General features: G+C 61.9%; 21 protein-coding genes and 3 pseudogenes. 9 read left to right on the top strand and 15 right to left on the bottom strand.

Translation table 11 applies throughout. The annotated features are described in order from the left end of the window. The first annotated feature begins 455 nt into the window (after window positions 1-455). On the top strand, window positions 456-1,613 hold the full coding sequence (locus tag NKI39_RS21150) for a sulfite oxidase (RefSeq protein WP_352472151.1): 1,158 nt from the start codon (window positions 456-458) through the stop codon (window positions 1,611-1,613). Between the two features lie 188 nt (window positions 1,614-1,801). Here the strand turns inward: NKI39_RS21150 and NKI39_RS21145 are convergent, their stop codons facing one another. Next, window positions 1,802-2,677, bottom strand: coding sequence for a sigma-70 family RNA polymerase sigma factor (locus NKI39_RS21145; RefSeq protein ID WP_352834129.1), 876 nt, complete (start codon window positions 2,675-2,677; stop codon window positions 1,802-1,804). 44 nt (window positions 2,678-2,721) lie between these two features. Continuing rightward, window positions 2,722-3,033 carry a hypothetical protein gene (locus tag NKI39_RS21140; protein WP_352834127.1) on the bottom strand — a complete coding sequence of 104 codons (312 nt, stop codon included), beginning with the start codon at window positions 3,031-3,033 and terminating at the stop codon, window positions 2,722-2,724. Window positions 3,034-3,177: 144 nt separating this feature from the next. Here NKI39_RS21140 and NKI39_RS21135 point away from each other — a divergent pair, with 144 nt between their 5' ends. Next, window positions 3,178-3,543 carry a VOC family protein gene (locus NKI39_RS21135; RefSeq protein WP_352472157.1) on the top strand — a complete coding sequence of 122 codons (366 nt, stop codon included), beginning with the start codon at window positions 3,178-3,180 and terminating at the stop codon, window positions 3,541-3,543. A 230-nt stretch (window positions 3,544-3,773) separates the two neighbouring features. After that, window positions 3,774-3,998, top strand: coding sequence for a hypothetical protein (locus tag NKI39_RS21130; protein ID WP_031213090.1), 225 nt, complete (start codon window positions 3,774-3,776; stop codon window positions 3,996-3,998). A gap of 24 nt (window positions 3,999-4,022) precedes the next feature. Here NKI39_RS21130 and NKI39_RS21125 read toward each other — a convergent pair whose 3' ends face one another. The 8 genes and pseudogenes from NKI39_RS21125 to NKI39_RS21090 form a co-directional block, all read right to left on the bottom strand. Further along, on the bottom strand, window positions 4,023-5,246 hold the full coding sequence (locus NKI39_RS21125; RefSeq protein WP_352834124.1) for an MFS transporter: 1,224 nt from the start codon (window positions 5,244-5,246) through the stop codon (window positions 4,023-4,025). Continuing rightward, on the bottom strand, window positions 5,243-6,619 hold the full coding sequence (locus NKI39_RS21120) for an NAD(P)-binding domain-containing protein (protein WP_502898588.1): 1,377 nt from the start codon (window positions 6,617-6,619) through the stop codon (window positions 5,243-5,245). Before NKI39_RS21120 ends, NKI39_RS21125 begins: the two co-directional genes overlap by 4 nt. A 50-nt stretch (window positions 6,620-6,669) precedes the next feature. Further along, window positions 6,670-7,002: an ArsR/SmtB family transcription factor gene (locus tag NKI39_RS21115; RefSeq protein ID WP_352490030.1), complete on the bottom strand. Its 333-nt coding sequence runs from the start codon at window positions 7,000-7,002 to the stop codon at window positions 6,670-6,672. A gap of 69 nt (window positions 7,003-7,071) precedes the next feature. Then, window positions 7,072-7,494: an arsenate reductase (glutaredoxin) gene (arsC, locus tag NKI39_RS21110; RefSeq protein ID WP_352834119.1), complete on the bottom strand. Its 423-nt coding sequence runs from the start codon at window positions 7,492-7,494 to the stop codon at window positions 7,072-7,074. Beyond that, a pseudogene (locus NKI39_RS21105) lies at window positions 7,494-8,121 on the bottom strand (aquaporin). The gene arsC and the pseudogene NKI39_RS21105 overlap by 1 nt, the downstream one beginning before the upstream one ends. Before the next feature lie 4 nt (window positions 8,122-8,125). Further along, window positions 8,126-8,458 (bottom strand): ArsR/SmtB family transcription factor, encoded by a 333-nt coding sequence (locus NKI39_RS21100; RefSeq protein ID WP_352457336.1) that lies wholly within the window; start codon window positions 8,456-8,458, stop codon window positions 8,126-8,128. Window positions 8,459-8,557: 99 nt separating this feature from the next. Then, the gene (locus NKI39_RS21095) at window positions 8,558-10,567 is read right to left on the bottom strand and encodes a tetratricopeptide repeat protein (RefSeq protein WP_352834116.1); all 2,010 of its coding nucleotides are present in this window, start codon (window positions 10,565-10,567) and stop codon (window positions 8,558-8,560) included. Between the two features lie 134 nt (window positions 10,568-10,701). Next, window positions 10,702-11,325, bottom strand: a complete 624-nt coding sequence (locus tag NKI39_RS21090) for an NAD(P)H-dependent oxidoreductase (RefSeq protein ID WP_352472165.1) — start codon at window positions 11,323-11,325, stop codon at window positions 10,702-10,704. Window positions 11,326-11,608: 283 nt separating this feature from the next. Between NKI39_RS21090 and NKI39_RS21085 the strand changes: the two genes are divergently transcribed. After that, window positions 11,609-12,352 (top strand): SDR family oxidoreductase, encoded by a 744-nt coding sequence (locus NKI39_RS21085; RefSeq protein WP_352834112.1) that lies wholly within the window; start codon window positions 11,609-11,611, stop codon window positions 12,350-12,352. A gap of 46 nt (window positions 12,353-12,398) precedes the next feature. On the opposite strand, the gene NKI39_RS21080 is transcribed toward NKI39_RS21085, so the two are convergent. Further along, window positions 12,399-12,989 (bottom strand): DUF922 domain-containing Zn-dependent protease, encoded by a 591-nt coding sequence (locus tag NKI39_RS21080; RefSeq protein WP_352834109.1) that lies wholly within the window; start codon window positions 12,987-12,989, stop codon window positions 12,399-12,401. A 115-nt stretch (window positions 12,990-13,104) separates the two neighbouring features. Here NKI39_RS21080 and NKI39_RS21075 point away from each other — a divergent pair, with 115 nt between their 5' ends. After that, window positions 13,105-13,869 carry a pseudouridine synthase gene (locus tag NKI39_RS21075; protein WP_352834106.1) on the top strand — a complete coding sequence of 255 codons (765 nt, stop codon included), beginning with the start codon at window positions 13,105-13,107 and terminating at the stop codon, window positions 13,867-13,869. A gap of 154 nt (window positions 13,870-14,023) precedes the next feature. On the opposite strand, the gene NKI39_RS21070 is transcribed toward NKI39_RS21075, so the two are convergent. The 3 genes from NKI39_RS21070 to NKI39_RS21060 are packed head-to-tail and all read right to left on the bottom strand — an operon-like array spanning window position 14,024 to window position 16,581. Further along, entirely contained in the window at window positions 14,024-14,743 is a 720-nt protein-coding gene (locus NKI39_RS21070) for a hypothetical protein (protein WP_352834103.1), read from the bottom strand. 10 nt (window positions 14,744-14,753) lie between these two features. Continuing rightward, window positions 14,754-16,082, bottom strand: coding sequence for a tetratricopeptide repeat protein (locus NKI39_RS21065; protein WP_352834100.1), 1,329 nt, complete (start codon window positions 16,080-16,082; stop codon window positions 14,754-14,756). After that, window positions 16,072-16,581, bottom strand: coding sequence for a hypothetical protein (locus NKI39_RS21060; protein WP_352834098.1), 510 nt, complete (start codon window positions 16,579-16,581; stop codon window positions 16,072-16,074). Before NKI39_RS21060 ends, NKI39_RS21065 begins: the two co-directional genes overlap by 11 nt. A gap of 133 nt (window positions 16,582-16,714) precedes the next feature. Between NKI39_RS21060 and NKI39_RS21055 the strand changes: the two are divergent. The 4 genes and pseudogenes from NKI39_RS21055 to NKI39_RS21040 form a co-directional block, all read left to right on the top strand. Then, window positions 16,715-16,912 (top strand): annotated as a pseudogene (locus NKI39_RS21055) (pseudouridine synthase); the annotation flags it as partial. Between the two features lie 147 nt (window positions 16,913-17,059). Further along, window positions 17,060-17,407 (top strand): antitoxin Xre/MbcA/ParS toxin-binding domain-containing protein, encoded by a 348-nt coding sequence (locus tag NKI39_RS21050; protein ID WP_023680350.1) that lies wholly within the window; start codon window positions 17,060-17,062, stop codon window positions 17,405-17,407. Beyond that, a complete protein-coding gene (locus NKI39_RS21045; RefSeq protein ID WP_352472172.1) occupies window positions 17,408-17,998 on the top strand; it encodes an RES family NAD+ phosphorylase in 591 nt (196 codons plus the stop codon). 70 nt (window positions 17,999-18,068) lie between these two features. Then, complete coding sequence (locus NKI39_RS21040; protein WP_352494411.1) at window positions 18,069-18,356, top strand: hypothetical protein; 288 nt, start codon at window positions 18,069-18,071, stop codon at window positions 18,354-18,356. Window positions 18,357-18,430: 74 nt separating this feature from the next. Here the strand turns inward: NKI39_RS21040 and NKI39_RS21035 are convergent. Then, a pseudogene (locus NKI39_RS21035) lies at window positions 18,431-18,557 on the bottom strand (HAD family hydrolase); the annotation flags it as partial. Between the last annotated feature and the right edge of the window lie 12 nt (window positions 18,558-18,569).

Here is an 18,569-nt window from a genome sequence, read left to right as displayed (position 1 = left end):
GCGACATTCGAGGCGGCCCTGGTCGTCAGACCAAAAGCGTTGCGCCGCCCCAAGCGACCAGGGCGGTGCCGGCCGCACGGCCAACCCATGGGCCGGCAGGAAACACCGGTTCGACGAGAACCCGCGAAAGTCCGGAAATGACCCAGAAGCGGGCGTTCGGCAGCGATCAGAGCAGCAACGATTTTGGCAGGACCGGAAATCGGCATGGAATGCTGCAATCATCATCATGTCCCGTCCAAGTTGTGGACAGTTCCTTCTCAAAGGCGCACTCTTAGCGTGCGAAACGCGAGCTAACGTTTCGTGCAATGCTTCACATGCTTGACTTGCGTCGGTGATTGTCTGACCTACCCGGATACTTCCGGGTGGGCAGACCTCACATTGTGTCGCCTATCCGTGATCAGGCTACGGCTAAGGCACGTTGCAGCCCGTTCCGGATCAACTGGGAGGTAAACAACATGCCTGATTTTCAGCGCAGAGAACTTCTTGTTCAAGGAAGCGCGGCTCTTGCCGCAATTGCTGCTCTCTATACCTCGCGCCGGGCTTACGCTTTTCCAACACGGCCGAACGAGGAAGTTATTCGATGGCTGGATCAGCCGACCGAAAATCCCGATCCGGTGGGTATCCAGAAGCAGCTTGTCTGGGAGGACTTGGATAGCTGGATAACGCCAAACGACAAGTTCTTCAGCATCTCGCATTTCAACCGACCAACGATCGACGAGAAGACATGGTCGATGGAGATCGGAGGCCTGGTCAAGAAGCCCCTCGAGTTAACGCTCGCCGACATCAGGGCGCGACCGCGGCAGGAGGTCGTTTTCACGGTGGAATGCTCGGGCAACCACGGGTTTCCCTTTTTCACCGGCGGCATCGGCAATGCTCGCTGGGCAGGGACGCCGCTCGCCCCGATCCTTGAGGAAGCCGGCGTTCTGGAGAAGGGCATCGAGGTCGTCTTTTTCGGTACCGACACAGGCGAGATCCCGATACGCGACGTCAAGATGCAGCAGAACTTCGCTCGCAGCATGTCGCTCGCCGACGCGATGAACCCCGACAATCTCCTCTGCTATGAAATGAACGGGGCCGCCTTGCCGGCGCCCAATGGCTTCCCGGTACGGCTCATTGCGCCAGGCTGGTACGGGATCGCCAACGTCAAGTGGCTAAAGCGCATCGAGGTTCGCGATACGCGGTTCATGAGCCTTCTGATGGCCCGTGACTATGTCACCATCCGGGAGGAAGACCACAACGGCGAGACCGTATGGGCCGAGACGTCAGTCGGGCGAGCGCTGATAAAGTCCGCGCCTGCGAAGGTTACCCGGAAAGATTCAGATTACCGCATCGTTGGGGCAGCCTGGGGGGCGCCGATCGACCGGGTCGAAGTGCAAATCGATCAAGGGCCTTGGACACCAGCGACCATTGACCACAGTGAGGAGGCCGAACACGCTTGGAAAATATGGTCCCTGGCTTGGGCAAATCCCTCTCCTGGAGAACACACCGTGACCTCGCGCGCGGTCAGCACCACAGGACAAATTCAACCGGCGATGGACGATCCCTTGATAGCCAAGAAACACACATACTGGGAAAGCAATGGCCAAGTGACGCGCCGCGTGCGTATCGGCTAGAGGATTCTGCCGCCAAATGGAGTCATGTGGCGTCCGCATAAATGCGGCAAAACAGATAGTTAGAGCGAGTTACCGGTTCTAAGAGAACCGGAACCGCTCTAAGAACGTGCTGCCATGTGGCAATTGCGTTTAGGTCAAACAGCAGGAGGCTGCCTGATCGCCATTTCGCACCATTTCCAGCGCTCTCCTCACCCCTCCACGGCCCTGATCTCCGCGTCGACCAGGCACCAGGGCGCATAGCGGAAGTCGCGGATCTGGATGACCTGATCGTTCCGCCACTCGACCAGCATGAAGCCGCGCACCGCGCCGTCGGCCGCTTGCGGGTGGCGGATCAGGATCGCCGGCCTGTCGTCGACGAAGCCGAGCGACAATGTCCAGTCGCTGATACGGGCATAATTGCCGAAATAGGTCGACACCTCGGCCTTGCCGCGCAGGCGGACGCGGTTGACGACGTCGAGCCGCACGTCCTCGGCGATCAGTGCCCTGACCGCGTCGAAGTCGCGCGCGTTGAACAGGTCGACATAGCGCCGCAGCCGGCGCTCGTCATCGGCGTCGAGCCTCGGCGCAAGCGCCTGTTCGGGCTGCAGCGCCAGCAACTTGAGCTGCGCCCGCCCGCGATGCAGCGCGGCCTTGGTGGCGGCGAGCGTCGCGCCGGTGACTTCGCAGGTCTCATGCAGGCTGAGGCCGAGCACGTCGACCAGGATCACGGCGCTGCGCTGCGGCACCGAAAGCTGCATGAAGGAGCGCAGGCCGGTCTGGGCGGCGAGCCGGCTGTCGGCGCTGCCGGAGGGATCCTCGATGACGCTCATGTCGGCCTCGGTCATGCGCGACCTTTCCCGATTGCGCCGCCGCAGATGATCCTGCGCGGCATTGTGGGCTATGCGAAACAGCCATTGCTCGGGCCGTTCGACGATCGCACCCCCGTCGATCGCCTGCAGCGCCTTGATCAGGACCTCCTGGACGATGTCCTCGCCGTCGATCACCGAGCCGGCCATACGCGCGCAGTAGCGATGCAGCCTTGGCCGCAACCCGACGAGCAGCACCTCCAAAGTCGCCCTGTTCATTTTCGGCGTAGCTTCCCATTTCTGCGCGAGCGGCATGGCGGGCGCTACCCGGCTTTCTGATCCGCCAGCATACGATAGTTGCCGATGACTTTGACAGGCGATCGCATTGCCGGGGTCGAACGGCGCTGGGCGTGGTTTTCCGCAAATGCCTTGAAGGCGGCAAGCCCGGTCAGCGCCGACGAATCGCCGTCCTGGCCGACGATGTGGACGAACGAGCCGTCGTCCAGCTCGAGCACGAGATAACGCACCGTCGGCGGTGCCGCCTCGCCCAGCGCTTCAAATACTTTTTCGACCAGCACGCGGTTATCTGCCAGGTCGGCTTGGTTCACACCGTACCGAATGAGCGCGTAGTCCATCGTCGTCTCCTGACTGGTTGGTATGAACGAAGGACGACCGGCTGCGCTGAAAAGATTCTCCTTGCCGAAGAATCTTTTCGGTTGCCCGCATCGTCTTTCCCGCGTGGGCGGCTGCGCGGCAGCCATCAAGCAGGAGAGACGATCATGCATATCCAGTTTGCCGAGCTTCCGGTGTTCGAGCAGGACCGCGCCAAGGCGTTCTACACCAGGCATCTCGCCTGCCAGGTCATGGCCGACCAGAAGATGGGTGATGGCGGCTGGCGCTGGATCGAGCTGGCATTTCCGCATGCCGTGACGAACCTGCATTTTGTCAGGCGCGCCGACGACGCTCCCGGAGCGGAGCCCGTATTGGTGCTGGTCGACGAAAATGTCGGGGCAATGATCGCGGCGCTGAAGAAGGACGGCGTCGAGATCGTCACCGAGCCGCATGAGGCGCCGTGGCAGCCGGGCCGCACGGTGGCGGAGTTTCGCGACAGCGAAGGCAACCGCATGGTCCTCGCCAGCCGCTAAGCCACCGGAGCCCTCTGTCCGGCGGGGCGTCATACCTAAGTCCTACCTCCGGCCGGACCATCGGCCGTGCTTCCTACGTATTATTATTTCGTGACCGCTGCGCGCCGGAACCTTCCCTTGCATCGGGCGTTCGGGCGCTGTATCGCGATGCCTCATATTTAGGCAGGCGGAGGAAATACGAATAAGGGCGGGTGGCAAAACAAACATGGGCCGGGGAGGAGCATCTTACCATGTCGAACCGTAAAATCGGAATGTCCCACAGTTTGGGGCTGCGCGTCGCTGACCTCAAATCCAGAATGCAAAGTGCCCAGATTACCGAGCATGAGATCAAGACGTTTCAAAAGGTTGCCGCCATTATGGGCGGCGCCAAAGGCTCACTGCGCCTCGATGCGGACGATCTGATCGCCGCGTCCTTCCTTGTCGATCCCTTGGAAGATCTCCCGCTCTCCAGTTGAAGGCGCCGAACGCAGGTCGAAATCCTATCGGGTTTGAACCTGCGATTGCCGTCGGCGGAGCATCCGCCAGCCCAAGCCGCATGCGAGGATGACGTTGGCCAGCGCCAGGCCGGAAAGCGCGGCCAACGTCCCGTGCGGGCCGAAGCGCTCCAGCAGCAATGCGCCGGCCGAGGGTGCCGCCGCCTGGGCGATCAGGCTCGGCATGGCGAGGCGGCCCATCAGTTTCGCATAGCCGTTCGAGCCGACCAGCGCGAGCGGCAACGTCCCCCGCGCGATGGATTCCAGGCCGATCCCTGCGCCGTAGAAGCCCAGCGCCAGCGGGATGATCGGCATGCCGGCCCAGAGCGTCGAAACGCCGATCGCCACAAACGTAACCGAGGCAAACTTGGTGAAAATCGGATGGTGGTAGCGCGCGATCATCATCTCGATCGCGCGCGCCGCCACCTGTGATGGACCAACCAGCACGCCGAGCCCGACGGCTGCGGCAAGCGCCATGCCGCTGCCTTGCAGGATTGTGAGCAGATGCACCGATAGTGTCGACGAGATCACCGCTGCGAGTGTCAGGGTCGCGGCCAGAACGATCATGATCGACGGATCGGCTTGGTTGTCGAGAATGGGTGCCGCCTTCTTCACTCCCGGTTTGACTGCCGGTTGCGGCGGCTCCCGGGGCAGGATCACCAGATAGAGCGGCAGCGCAATTGCCAGCTGAAAGGCGGCGTAAACCAGGCAGGTGCCGCGCCAGCCGACCTCCCCCAGCAGCAAGGCTGAGATCGGCCAGCAGATGGTGCTCGCAAGGCCGCCGAACAGCGTCAGCATGGTGATGGCGGAGCGCGCGCCCTGGCCGTAGTGGCGGCCAAGCGTCGCGAAAGCGGCATCGTAGAGCCCTGCCCCCATGCCCAGGCCGATGACCAGCCAGGCCGCGATATAGGCCGCAAGATTAGGGGCAAGAGCCAGCCCGATCTGGCCGAGCCCGATGCATCCGGCGCTGAACGCCAGAACGTTGCGGCCGCCATGCCGCTCGATCGACGAGCCGACGCGCGGAGAGATCAATCCTGCCGTGAGCAAGCCGAGAGACAGGCCGCCGACAACCCATGCCAGCGGCCAGCCGGTATCGGAGGAGACTGCCGGCGCGATGACCGCGGGAAGATAGTAGGAAGACCCCCACGCCATGATCTGCGTCAGGCCAAGCGCGGTGATGATCGCGCCGCGGCTGCGCACGATGGCCGGCGAAGGCGGCGAAAGACTCATGCCGCGACGCTGCAGCCACAGCCGCCTTTGCCGACCGCCTTCGCCTTGGCGTCGGCGACACAGCAGGCGCTCGAAGCCGCCGGCGCCGGACCGCCGCAGCACCCCTTGTCGGCAATGCCGATCCGCGGCACGGTGCAGACGCCGGTCTCGGGCAGCACGAGCTGGACATTGTCGGCCGCCACCATGTCTCCGGCGATCGCCGCCGCGACCGAGCGGACCTGCTCATACCCGGTCAGCAGCAGGAAGGTCGGTGCGCGGCCATAGCTCTTGATGCCGACTGTGTAGAACCCTTGCTCTGGATGGCTGAGCTCACGGTGGCCGTGCGGCGGCACGTCGCCGCAGGAGTGCTCGTTGGGATCGATCAACGGTCCCAGTGCCTTGACGCTTTCCAGCCATGGATCGAGCTCGAGCCGAAGCTCACGGGTCAGCGACAGATCCGGGCGTTGCCCGGTCGCGGCGATGATGCGGTCGACCGGGCCAAGCGCCTGCAAACCGTCCCTGGTCTGGCCTTCGACGACCAGCCGGCCGTTGGCATCGCGGATCGAAACAGCCGCAAAGCCCGTCACCAGCCTGACGCCGCCGCTTTCCACCAGTTCGCGCACTTCGGCGCCGAGTTCGCCGCGTGCCGGCAATTGGTCGGCATCACCGCCACGGTAGATGCGCACCAGGTCGGTGCCGCGCGTTGTCCAGATGAAAGCGGTGCCGGCCTCCACATTTGCCAGCCTGGCGAGATCCAGCACCGCATTGGCGGCCGAATGGCCGGAGCCGGCGACCAGCGTCGTCTTCCCCGCATAAAGGCTGCGGTCGCGGCCGAGAATATCGGGGATGCCGTAGGCGATGCGGTCGGCAAATTCGGCCTCGCCTTCTGCAGGAATTCCGCCGGCGCCGAGCGGGTTCGGCATCTGCCAGGTTCCCGAAGCATCGATGACGGCACGTGCGCCGTCGCGCCTTGTACCATCGGCAGTCTCGACCGCCAGCATGAACGGCCGGTTCTCGCGTCCCTTGCTCAGCACCTTGTCGGCGCCCCAGCGCGAAATGCCGACGACCCGGGCGCCGGTTTCGATCGACGGCGACAATTGCGGAAGCTTTGCAAGCGGCTCGAGATAATCCGCGACGAGGTCGTCCGCGGTTGGGAATGCCTCGGGCTCAGGCATCCGCCAGCCATGCGCCTCGAGCAGGTTTCTGGCCGCCTGATCGACGCAATAGCGCCAGGGCGTGAACACACGGACATGGCGCCAATCCCTGAGATTGGATGCAACCGCATTGCCGGCTTCGTAGACTTTGACAGGAATGCCCCGCGCGATCAGGTGGACCGCTGCCGCCAGACCGACCGGCCCGGCGCCGATCACCGCAACGGGGAGTTTTTCGATCATCTCCATGTCTTCCATCCTTCCGGTAATTTCGAATTATAATGGCAAAAAAATCATGCCGCCGTTTTGGCGGCCGCTTCCGCCGATGCCGGCGCACAGGTGGCATCGGCGCAGCATTCGTCCGCGAGGTATCCGATGAGCCCGTTCATGGCGGGATAGTTGGCCCGGCAGATCAGCGTGGTCGCCTGGCGCTCCTGTGTCACCAGGCCGGTGTCGACCAGCCGCTTGAGGTGATGCGACAGCGTCGAGGCAGCGATGCCCAATCTGTCCTGGATACGCCCGACCGGCAGCCCCTCATCGCCCGCCCGCACCAGCGTCCGATAGAGCTGCAACCGCGTCGGGCTGCCGAGGGCTTCAAGTTGCGAGGCTGCTTTTTCGAGTTTCATGGAAATAAGCTATTTCCAGAATCGCTGCACGTCAAGAGAATTTCGACAAAGATCGAAATAAGACGATATCTAGCCGACGCGCTTGCCGCTGGCGTCGATGACCACCTCGCCGTCCTCCTTGGTGAACGGGCCGATATCCGGATTGGGCAGGATATCGAGCACGGCTTCGGAGGGTCGGGCGAGCATGGTGCCGAGCGGCGTCACCACGATCGGCCGGTTGATCAGGATCGGATGCGCCAGCATGAAATCGAGGATCTCGTCGTCGCTCCACTTCGGGTCGCCCAGGCCAAGTTCGGCATAGGGCGTGCCCTTTTCGCGCAGCAATTGGCGCGGCGTCATGCCCATCGCTGCGATCAGCTCGACGAGCTTTTCGCGCGACGGCGGATTTTTTAGATATTCGACCACCTCAGGCTCCTCGCCGGACTGCCTGATGATGGCCAGCGTGTTGCGCGAGGTGCCGCAATCGGGGTTGTGGTAGATGGTGACCGTCATTACGCGGCCTTCATCTGTCCGGCTGGTTTCGGTTGGGCGAGCAGCCACCCTGCCAAGGATCCCGGCAAAAGTGTTGGAGAACGCACGGGCGATGGCGACGGCCGGATTGGCGAAGGATGTCGATGCGGTGAATCAGTAGGCGGCGGTGATATAGAGCCCGACCAGCCAGGGGATCGAATCCGGACGGGAACGCAGGCCGGCGAGGATGGTGAAGACCAGCCCGAAGGCGGCGAACAGCTCCGCAATCCATTGCCCGCTTCCGGTCCGCACCGTCGCCGACACTTGCAGGATCGGCAATTCGAACATTGCATGCGCCAGGAATGTTCCAGCGATGCCGCCGGCAATCTGGGCGGCGACGTAAGCCAGCGCTGCGTTCGTTTCGATCTCGCGTCGAAGCGCGAATACCAGCGTCACCGCCGGGTTGAAGTGCGCTCCGGATATCGGCCCGAATATGGTGATGAGCACGACCAGGATCGCCCCGGTCGGCAAGGTGTTGCCGAGCAAGGTGAGTGCGACCTCGTTGGTCAGCTTATCGGCCATGATACCGGAACCGACCACGGTGGCGACCAGAAGAGCCGTGCCGAGGGCTTCGGCAACAAGGCGGCGGGGAAGATTGCCGGAGCTCATCTGGCTAGCAGTTGCAGGTCACAGCCTGGATGACAGGCTGGCAAAGTTCCGGCGCGCCATTGCAGCAATCCTCCATGAGATAGGCCAGCAGATCGCGAAACCTGGTCATGTCGGCGAAGTAGCGCACGCTGCGGCCCTCTCGTTCGGTCCGCACCAGGCCGGCATGCGACAGGATCTTGAGATGGGCCGACATCGTATTCGGGAACGCGGCGAGCCGTGAGGCGATCTCGCCCGCAGCCACGCCCTCGGCGCCGGCCCGCACCAAAAGGCGAAAAACGTCCAGCCGGGTCTCCTGGCCGAGCGCGGCAAGTGCCGAAAGGGCGAGCGTCTTGTCCATGTTTCCAGATTTCCAGAAATGGGGAATAGAGTCAACGCGCGAAGACTGTGTTGAGCAACGAAATCTCACCGAAGGCGGGGAAGTCCGTAGCGGCGGCAGCTAAGGCGACAGCTCGCGCAGGGCTGCGTTGGCGGCAACAAATTCGTAGGAGTTTTTGGGGCAATCGCTGGCGGCGAGCCGATAGAGCCGCAAAGCTTCATCGCTGTGCCCCTGCAGTCGGCTCAGCTCGGCGCTGAACATATTTGTCTCGCACAGGTTTCCGCGTTTCTTTATCGCATCAGGGTCGTCGGCTTCTGCAATTGTCGCGGCGAGAGTCTGCTCGCCAAGCAGCATTCGAACAGCCGGCGCCGGCCATCGCGTCATGTCGAGCTTCTTGGTCGCTTCCTGCAAATGCCCTGCTGCGCCATTGCGACGCTCGGCAAAAACGAGCCAGATCGCAACATACGCATCCTCTGGTTTGACTGTGGCGGCTTGCGCGAAATCGGCTTGGGCTTTCTCCATCGCACCGGAGTAGAAATGGACGATACCCCGGCCCAAATAGGCGTAGACAATCGTCGGATCGAGGCTGATTGCCTGGTCGTAATCTGCCGTTGCACGTACGTATTCGCCTTTTATCGACCAGACGAGACCTCTGCTGAGATAAGCATGGGCATATTTCGGATCGAGCCCAATTGCTTTGCCATAGTCCTCGAGGGCGCGGTCGTATTCGCCATTCTTGTCCCATATCCAGCCGCGCTTCCTGTAGGCACTGGCGTGTTTCGGGTCGAGCAGGATTGCCTGATCGAAGTCGGCAATCGCGCGGTCGTCATCGCCTTTGTGTGCCCAAGCCGTACCTCGATCGTCGTAAGCATTGGGGTCTTTCGAATCGAGGCCGATCGCCTGGTCAAAGTCGGCGATGGCGCGGTCATAGTCGCCTTTGTCAGCCCAAACGTTGCCTCTGTTGTAGAAGGCACTGGCGCGTTCCGGATCGAGACTGATCGCCTGGTCGGCGTCGGCGATGGCGCGGTCGTAGTCGCCCTTATATTTCCAGGCCCGGCTTCGATTGCCATAGGCACTGGCGTCTTTCGGGTCGAGGCTTATCGCTTGGTCGTAGTCGGCGATCGCACGATTGTAATCGCCTTTGATTGTCCAAGTCAGGCCTCTATCGAGGTAGGCACGGGCGTTCTTCGGATTGAGGCTGATTTCCTGATCGTAGTCGGCAATGGCATAATCAGAATCGCCTCTGAGTGACCAGGCCATGCCTCGATGATGATGGACTCCGGCGACATTCGGATCGAGGCTGATCGCCTGTCCGAAATCGGAAATGGCATGGTCATAGTCGCCCTTGAGTAGCCAGGCCATGCCCCGATTGTCGTAGGCGCTGGTTTCCTTCGGATCGAGGCTGATCGCCTGGTCATAATCGGCGATGGCACGGTCGTAGTCCCGCTTCCTTTTCCACACGAGACCTCGGTTGTTATAAGTTCGGCCATCGCGGGGATCGAGGCTGATCGCTTGGCCGAAATCGGCGATAGCGCGGTCGTTGTCGCCCTTGCGTGCCCAGGCCAGGCCCCGGTCGCCATAAGCTCCGGCATTCCGGGGCTCGAGACTGATGGCCTGATCGTAGTCGACAATAGCTCGGTCGTTGTCGCCTTTGTCGAGCCAGGCAGAGCCTCGGATGCGGTATGCATCGCTCTTCGGGTCGAGGCTGATCGCCTGGTCGAAATCGGCGATAGCGCGATCAGCGTCGCTCTTGAGTGCCCAGGTGATGCCTCGGTAGTAATAAGCACTGGCATCTTCCGGATCGAGGCTGATCGCCTTATCGAAATCGGCAATAGCGCGATCATAATCATTCTGCCTCGCCCAGGCGACGCCGCGCTTGAAATAGGCCGTCAAACGGCTGCTGGCGGGCTCCGTCACATCCTCTATCATGAGTGTACAAGCGGCAATTCGCCGAGCCGTATCGGCCTCGTCGTCCCCGACACAATCGCTGCTGGCAGCCAAAGCTGGGCCGCTCAGGGCAAACAAGACCACGAGCCCACGCAGCAGCGACCGACAAAAAGACCTATGCCATTTTCGAATCATCGGCTCACGGATCATGTCGTTTATTTGCATCGCAGTGCGCTTGATCAAGAAGGCCTTGATCTTTGCAACCCAACACTGCAACCATTCTTGGGTCAAGGTGAGACTTGATTTTTTTGACCTTTGCCAAACCGACACCCGCCCGTGACATTCGGCGGAGACAGCGGCGGCTCGCCTGGTCCAAATCAGCCAGGCACTGTGGCGGCGACCGCATCAGCGCGACCAAGGCCGGCAACCGCTTTTCTGACCCGCTGCAGATGCGCCTGACGTCCGGCGGCCGAGACGCTGTCCATCCGGTAGAGCGCCAGGAATTTGGTCCGGCACAGCGGATGGCAGACGGAGCGGAAGCCGCGCAGCAGGGTCCGCCGGCCGGGCTGTCCCATGATCCACGACATCAGCGGCGTGGCGCCACATGTGGTCATTGCCATCACCCGGCGTATGTGCCGCAATTTGGGCCGCGGGCCGCGTCGTGCCGTCGGCATCTCGAAAGCGAAGCCCGGCACCAGCACACGCTCCAGCCAGCCTTTCAGCATCGCCGGAAGGCCATACCACCAGGTCGGATAGATGAAGACGACCGCCTCCGCCCAGAGCAGCTCCTGCGCATGTTCGTGCACCGGTTGCAGGTTCGCCGCCTTGTCGTGGTAACCGCGCCATTCCTGCGTGCGCATGACCGGATCGAAGCCGGCCGCATAGAGGTCGAGCAGGTGGACCTGGTGGCCGCTTTCGGCAAGCGTCTCCAGCACTGTGTCGCGCACGGCGCCGTTGAAGCTGTCGGCGCAGGGATGGCAATGGACGACGAGGACCTTCATCTGGCGCTCAGACCTGTCGGTCGCGAGAGGATCGCGGAGGTGCATGCAAGCGTCGCATGCAAACAAGCCACCCGCAGACGTAGTCGATCAGCTGTTTTCATGCGAAGCCCCGCAGCCCCCATATCAAGACGCAACACCTCCGGTCGCGTCAAGGCCCGTTCGTGCGCAGACGTGGGCTTGCTGGGGCCAAAACCCTAACGGTGGATTCGGTTTTTCGATCAGCATTGTTCCAGAAAGCCGGCGCCCTAGCTTCACGGCGGGTCCAAAGCGTCAGGAGAAAAAGATGCAGACAGGAAAACTGAGCGGCAAGATCGCCTTGGTGACTGGCGCCTCCTCCGGCATCGGCGAGGCCACCGCCCTGGCGCTGGCGGCCGAGGGCGCCACGCTGGCGATTGCCGCGCGGCGCGCCGAGCGGCTGGACGATCTGGCGAAGCGGATCCGTGAGACCGGCAGCGCGGCACTGCCGATTGCCGTCGACGTCGCCGACGAAGCGCAAGCCACGGCGATGGTCGAGCGGGTCCAGCAGGAGTACGGCCGGCTCGACATGCTGCTTGCGGTTGCCGGGGTCGGCGTCGCCGCGCCGTTCCGCAACACGACGCCGGAAGAATACCGCCGGATGGTCGACGTCAACATCCTGGGCCTGCTTTATCCGATCCATGCGGCACTGCCGTCGATGCAGCGGCAAGGCGCCGGCCACATCGTCGTGGTCTCGTCCGGCACCGGCCGTTACATCCACCCTTCGGTGGTCTATTCCGGCACCAAGCACGCGGTGAGCGCGATGGCGGAATCGCTGCGCCGCGAGATCGGCAAGGATGGCATCCGCGTCACCTGCATCGAGCCTGGCGCCGTCAAGACCGAGTTCACCCAGAATATGCGTGCCGATGTGCGCCAGGCGGTCGAGCAAAGGCTGGACGACATGGAGCAGCTGGAAAGCGAGGATATCGCCGCCGCCATCCTGTATGCGGTGAGCCAGCCGCCACGGGTCAACGTCAACATCCTGACGCTCTATCCGACCGAGCAGGCGTGAGGGCCGCAAAGGTGGTACCCTGCGCCGCCCCCGCAGCCCTGCAGCGTCATCCGCCGGTCATCAGCGTGAACACAAGCTGCCGCAACTTGCCGCCCGGGCCGAAGTCGACCCGGTCGAAATCGCGGCTCGCCTGCCGTTGTGCCTGCGAGATTCCGGCGAGCCGTCTCGTCACTTCGATCCTGATCTTGCTGCAGCCACGGTCATCGGCGACGGTCAGGCCAATGGTGGCCGCCTCGATCTTGTGCACCATGTCGACGATGCTGGCGCCGTGCACCTTCTCGTGGGCGGCGAGGCCGGCTGCGAAAACCTCCCAGTTCTTCTGGATTGCGCCCGGCAGCCGCGCGGCCGGCTTCGGCAAGGTGTAGGTGATGATCAGCTTCGGTCGCGCCGACACCAGCACGCAGGCGTCGCCTTGCGGCTGGTAGTCCCTCACCCAGGTCAGCTTGAAATTGGTATGCGCGATGACGCGGCGCTCGCCGAGCAGCGGCCCGCGCCCGCCGATCGAGGCATAGAGCTCCGGCCCGGATTGCCCTGAGATGGCATAGGTCTCGACCTTCTCGACCGCCTGCCAGCCGGCATGCGCCGGCGATGTCGGCAGGAAGGCGAGCAGCAGGCAAAGGCGAACGGCTGTTTTCATGCAAGTCCTCGCAGCCGCTGCGCACGACGCAAACGATATGCAGTTCCCTTCCGTGGACATAGCCGGCGGCCGGCTATAGTGGGATGCTCGTATACAAGAATCCACAGACAACGCCATGTCGCCACGACCGAACCTTGCCCGGCAACGCCCTGCCCCCGCAGCCAATCCTCCCGGCGTCAGCCTCTGTCGCGCGCTGTCGAAGCTTGGCCTGTGCTCGCGCAAGCAGGCCGAGCTTCTGGTTGCCGAGGGGCGTGTGCGGGTCGCCGGCAAGATCGTGCGCAACGGCTCGATGCGCGTCGATCCAGGCCGCGATCGCATCGAGGTCGACGGCCGCCGCGTCGCCGCCGAGCGCAAGGTCTATCTGATGCTCAACAAGCCGCGCGGGCTGGTCACCACCCGCGACGACCCGCAGGACCGCGGCACCGTCTACGACTGCCTGGCAGGCCTCGACCTGCCTTTCGTCTCGCCGGTCGGCCGGCTCGACAAGGCGAGCGAAGGCCTGCTGTTGATGACCAACGACACGCGCTTCGCGCAGCGCCTGCTCGACCCCGCCTCGCACGTCGCCAAGACCTATCACGTGCAGATCGGTGCGCTGCCCGACGAGGCCATGCTGGCGCGGTTGCGCGCCGGCGCGACCGTCGACGGCGAATTGCTGACAGCCCGCTCGATCGAGCTGCTGCGCGGCGGCACCAGCACCGCCTGGCTGGAGATCGTGCTCGACGAGGGCCGCAACCGCCATATCCGCCGGCTGCTCGCCGCCCACGATATCGAGGTGCTGCGCCTGGTACGGATCGCGATCGGATCTCTGCAACTCGGCGACCTTGCCAAAGGCAAGGCACGCCATCTGAGCGCGGAAGAGCAGGCGCTGCTTCAGGCCTGAACTGCTGGCGGCGACTCGACAGTCAGCCAACTGCCAGTCGAAGCCCACGTGACGCAGCAAGCGGCGCGCGCGGACAAGGGTCGCTTTCGACTCCTGGCGGATATTCCTAACTGACCGCTCACACCGGTTCGACCGATATCAATCTCTGTCGGTATTACATTCCGTCAGCACACAACAGATCGCAGCCGGCGACATTGATTTCCTGCATAAATATCTTGAGCGATTCTTGGGCAGGCATGGGAAGCTGGCCAACCGACGGAACAAACAAATCGATCAGAGCCCGGCGATGGTCTGGAGAGATGCTCTGCGCGAGATAGGGACCATCTGCTCTCAGCGATTCAACAAGAACTATCTTGTTTCCCTCCTTCAGAGCCGGGTCAGCCAGAAAGATTGAGGCGCCACGAAACATTTTCTCTATGCCTCCTCGAGCTTTGGCTCCGTTGGCGCGCAACATTTCGGCAGCGTTAGGTTGGTGCGCTAGGAAATCATTGAAAGCTATCTGCGAAGCGGCAGCAGCCCGAATCAAAAGCGCGAATGTCTGCGTAGCTTCATCCTGCAGAGGCAATGGGCTATTTTGGCTATAGAGCGCGAGTAGCGACCCACTTCTGTCCATTACGAAAGACAGTGCTTCCAGGTCGCCCTCATCGTATGGCGGCGAACCTATCAAAGCCTCGCCGTCCCAAATCTTGTGCAGTAGATCCCAGTCCGTTGGATCTTCAAGATTTGGCAATTTGCCTTCAATCCGGCGCTGCTGCAAAAGTTCATCGAACTTGGCGAACAAATCCTTCGCATAAGCCGGGCCTGTTGGCGGAACATGGGCGTGCGCCCATGTGGCAAATAGGATTGCAAAAATCGAGCACGCCGAACGTTTCACGGCCGTTCCTTTACTTGACTACCTTCAGAGGGCGACGGCGTTGTGCAATCAAGGCCAGGCGATAGTCGATATTGTCGATCGGAGCGCCACGCTCCTTTGCTTCGAGCAGAAATTTGCGAGCCTCCTCGAACCTCAGCAAGCGCTTCTCATACAGAACCGCCAACGCCAACCGATGGCACCAGTCTGCTGGCTCCATTTCAATTGCGTGCAACAAGGCCTTTTCTGACTCGTCGTACCGGTCTGTCAATTCGCGAAGAAAAATACCGTATTGATTATAGGTCCAAGCTGAAACACCCGAGAGTCCGAACACCTTGTCGAACACCTTTTGAGCCTCTATGGGCGCGTCTGTTTCGAACGCCATCAGAGCGGCCAAATTCTCCCACACCTTAACATAGTCCGGCTTGAGTTTGATCGCGCGCTGATACGCCGTTTTGGCGTCGGCGAAACGGGCCAGATGATGATGATAAACAAAGCCGAGATTGAACCACGACCATGCGTGCTCCGGATCGATTTCAACGCACCGCAGCGCAAGTTTCTCAGCTTCATGGTAGCGGGCGAACCGGCGACGGAGCAGTCCCGACAATTTCCCTGTCGCCCAGCGGTAGCGTGGATCGATTTCTATTGCCCGGCGATAGGCCTTTTCAGCCGACAAATAGTTGCCGATTTCATCGAGCATTAGCCCAAACGATGCCCAGGCGAGGCAGGCATCTTCTGTGGTTGCATCGAGGCGGCATTGCTTGAATGACTGATAGCTGGATTCCGCTATCTCGCGCGCCGAGTTACCAATGCGATGCGTGTCGGCGACGCAATCCCAGATGATCGCGTTGCGCGGGTGCGCGGCTATTCCCCGTTGCAAGGCGGCCAAAGCCAGCTGCGGCGTTTCCATTTTGTCGCGCAGGAACAAGGCAAGCAGGATATAGTCCCGCCCGGTGTGCACCTCGCCCTCTGCGCGCGTAACGTTCTCGGCACATAAGTCAGGGAGATTGAGCTTCTTGAACTGCTGAGCGAAGAAAAGGCTCGTCTGCGCGCTACGGTGCGTATCGATTTTCCACCGCTCGTAGAAGGCATGGACGCTCGCTTCGCTCAAAGCCATAGTCGGCCCTTCGGCAACTCCGCAAAACCAGACAAAATTGTCGACAAATCGCCAAAGCTGTTCCCTGTCGGATACAGCATCAATTGCCCGCAAGAGAACCGACACCGCGGTGTCCAGGCTGCTTTCCTCGGCCTCCAGTTCGACAAGCCCTGTCCAGGGATCGAGGTTAGCGGGATCACGCTCTATCTTCGCAACCAACGTCTCGCGCGATTCAAATTGAAATGTAAGGGGTTCATCAGTTGTCATTGTCGGCAGAAGCCTTGGCTTTGCCGCACTGGGCCAGCACCTTGCCGATGGCGGCGGATGAGCCGGCAAGCGGAAAGCTGTTCTCGCCATATTTGCCCGAGGCGACCGTGACCTCGCCCTTGGAGCGCAGCAGGGCCAACAGCGGGTCGGTGCTGCTCAATTCCACGGTGAAGGTGTTGTACATTTCTTCGAGTTGAAGCGTCTTGGTCACCGCCTTGCCGCCGGCCTTGAACGCGAACGAAGCGATGCCGGGTTCCAGTTGCGGACCGCTGTCGCCCAAATCATAGCTCAGCGTCGGCTTGCCGAAACAGGCCAGCGTCAGCTGGGCGCCGCCATTCGATCCGCCGCAGACCGACGCCATCAGCACTTTGCCGCCCTCCTCTTCCTCCAGTTTCGCCGTCCAGCCGCACGGCGCGGCAAACGCCGGCTGCGCCGCTTGCAGGACGACCTGAGCGGCGACGCAACCCGCCACGACGAATTTCGCCAATCCGCTTCGCATGATCTTCCCTTCCCAAGTCATCGAACCATCGTCGGCCACGTGGCATCAGGACTATACAAAACAAATTGTCCCGTGGCATTACCGGCGACAGGGCGCTGTAGCAATTCAGGCGATTGATTTTCGATCGAGTGGAAGCGGCACCAGCACCGCCTGGCTGGAGATCGTGCTCGACGAGGGCCGCAACCGCCACATCCGCCGGCTGCTTGGCGCCTACGATATCGAGGTGCTGCGCCTGGTGCGGGTGGCGATCGGCCAATTGCAGCTCGGCGAGCTTGCCAAAGGCAAAGCACGCCATCTGAGCGCGGAAGAGCTGGCGCTACTTCAGGCCTGAAGTGCTGGCTCCAGGGGGCCTTCGCACCGAACGGGTGATTGACATTAACATTCCTGTTTCATATTTTCCTTTTATGAAACCGAAATGCGACAGCGCAATTGAAGGGCTGGTCCGACGCGAAGTGGCTCGGCAGCCGGAGAGAAAAGCATGAGCACGGCGTTGCGGGCGGTCCCCAGGTTCCTGGACGAATTGGGTACGTTTGGCGGCCTCAAGGGAACCGATATTGCAAACATCACCGACGTGTCCAAGGCCACGGTTTCGAGGTGGAAGGCCGGCGACATCAAGCCCCAGCCGCGCAGCGAGCTCATTCTATCGGACCTGCACTATATCGTCGGCCGTCTGCAGGAGTTCTACGAGCCAAGTGATATCCGCACCTGGCTTTACGCTCGCCACCCGCAATTGAACGGTGAAAGGGCGATAGATCTCATTCACGACGACCGTGCTCTCGACGTGCTCAAAGTCATCGATCGGCTTGAGAACGAGGTCTTTCTCTAGTTGGCGATCGCCGGGCGGAAACGACGCGATAGCCGGCTCATCGACGCTATCGAGGCAATAGTTCCGGTCGAATACTCCGGGACGGTTTGGCGTGTGGTGCGCCAGGGCCGCAGCCCGATCCAGTGCTCGAGCTCCGGTGGCCGTTGGGACGATGGAACGTTCGACGTGCTCTACACTTCGCAAGAGCGCGAAGGTGCCTTGAGCGAGATGAGATTCCACCTGACGCGGGGGCAGCCAGTGGTCCCTTCGCGCGTCAGATACAATCTCTTCGAGATCGATCTTGCTTTGGACCGGACGCTCAGACTGCTCGACCTGGCGGCCTTGCAGACCCTTGGCCTCGACACCGCGCGCTACGGGCAGCTTTCGTATCAGGAAAAGCACGCCGAATATCCGAGGTCGCAAGACATCGGCGAGGCCGCGCATTTCCTCGATTATGACGGTCTGATCGTGCCCAGCGCGCGATATGACTGCCTGAACGTCGTCGCGTTTTGTGATCGGCTGCCGGCCGGAGCGATGACGATCAGAACCGACCACGGGGAAATTGCCTGGGCTAGCGGCGGCCCCGCTGCCGTCCATCCCCCGCACGGGTGATGTGGCCAGCGGAAGTGGCGCGCTAACATTGCCTCCAAGTGTAGAGGGTCTAACGCGCAAGGGAGGATCCATGCGTATGCTCCGACTGATACCGACGCTGCTGGCGCTGCTGGCCGTCATGCCATTGAACGCTGAAGCGACCACGAAGAAGTACCCTAAGGGCCACGGCACAAATTGCGCCGAGAAGGACCAGGCGTGCCAGAAGAAATGCCAGGCTGTGCCGATCGACTACAACAGCGTCAAATCCATCCAGGGGCGCAACGAATGTCTGAATAATTGCACCATCGGCTACGATCAGTGTCTCGGGGCACCCGCCCGTATCCAGGAACAGACAATCCAGGAGGACGCCGCGCAATAGAAGCCCGCCAGAGATGGCTCCAATGCGCAAAACATAGGTGTGATCGAATGACGGCGACAGCCCGCCGGTCGCCTTCATGTGCGGCCGCCGACTTCGTCGACATGGCGCAGCATGTCGTCGGGATCTTCATAGACGCGGAACGTGCCCGATTGGCGGAGCTTCTACGGTGCCGTAGCCGCCGCTGAGCAGGCCGACATCCAGCAGGACCGTGCG

Origin of the sequence: Mesorhizobium sp. M0664, assembly GCF_040320565.1 — a bacterium.
Lineage (GTDB): Bacteria > Pseudomonadota > Alphaproteobacteria > Rhizobiales > Rhizobiaceae > Mesorhizobium.
This window is presented reverse-complemented; position numbering and strand designations above follow the sequence as displayed.

Bases quoted from the DNA above. Each gene is read 5' to 3' on its own strand.
- NKI39_RS21150 (WP_352472151.1), top strand. From the start codon at position 456: ATGCCTGATTTTCAGCGCAGAGAACTTCTTGTTCAAGGAAGCGCGGCT.
- NKI39_RS21090 (WP_352472165.1), bottom strand. From the start codon at position 11,325: ATGAAGGTCCTCGTCGTCCATTGCCATCCCTGCGCCGACAGCTTCAAC.
- NKI39_RS21075 (WP_352834106.1), top strand. From the start codon at position 13,105: ATGTCGCCACGACCGAACCTTGCCCGGCAACGCCCTGCCCCCGCAGCC.
- NKI39_RS21080 (WP_352834109.1), bottom strand. From the start codon at position 12,989: ATGAAAACAGCCGTTCGCCTTTGCCTGCTGCTCGCCTTCCTGCCGACA.
- NKI39_RS21145 (WP_352834129.1), bottom strand. From the start codon at position 2,677: ATGAACAGGGCGACTTTGGAGGTGCTGCTCGTCGGGTTGCGGCCAAGG.
- arsC (WP_352834119.1), bottom strand. From the start codon at position 7,494: ATGACGGTCACCATCTACCACAACCCCGATTGCGGCACCTCGCGCAAC.
- NKI39_RS21135 (WP_352472157.1), top strand. From the start codon at position 3,178: ATGCATATCCAGTTTGCCGAGCTTCCGGTGTTCGAGCAGGACCGCGCC.
- NKI39_RS21100 (WP_352457336.1), bottom strand. From the start codon at position 8,458: ATGGACAAGACGCTCGCCCTTTCGGCACTTGCCGCGCTCGGCCAGGAG.
- NKI39_RS21115 (WP_352490030.1), bottom strand. From the start codon at position 7,002: ATGAAACTCGAAAAAGCAGCCTCGCAACTTGAAGCCCTCGGCAGCCCG.
- NKI39_RS21120 (WP_502898588.1), bottom strand. From the start codon at position 6,619: ATGATCGAAAAACTCCCCGTTGCGGTGATCGGCGCCGGGCCGGTCGGT.
- NKI39_RS21140 (WP_352834127.1), bottom strand. From the start codon at position 3,033: ATGGACTACGCGCTCATTCGGTACGGTGTGAACCAAGCCGACCTGGCA.
- NKI39_RS21130 (WP_031213090.1), top strand. From the start codon at position 3,774: ATGTCGAACCGTAAAATCGGAATGTCCCACAGTTTGGGGCTGCGCGTC.
- NKI39_RS21065 (WP_352834100.1), bottom strand. From the start codon at position 16,082: ATGACAACTGATGAACCCCTTACATTTCAATTTGAATCGCGCGAGACG.
- NKI39_RS21125 (WP_352834124.1), bottom strand. From the start codon at position 5,246: ATGAGTCTTTCGCCGCCTTCGCCGGCCATCGTGCGCAGCCGCGGCGCG.
- NKI39_RS21050 (WP_023680350.1), top strand. From the start codon at position 17,060: ATGAGCACGGCGTTGCGGGCGGTCCCCAGGTTCCTGGACGAATTGGGT.
- NKI39_RS21060 (WP_352834098.1), bottom strand. From the start codon at position 16,581: ATGCGAAGCGGATTGGCGAAATTCGTCGTGGCGGGTTGCGTCGCCGCT.
- NKI39_RS21040 (WP_352494411.1), top strand. From the start codon at position 18,069: ATGCGTATGCTCCGACTGATACCGACGCTGCTGGCGCTGCTGGCCGTC.
- NKI39_RS21085 (WP_352834112.1), top strand. From the start codon at position 11,609: ATGCAGACAGGAAAACTGAGCGGCAAGATCGCCTTGGTGACTGGCGCC.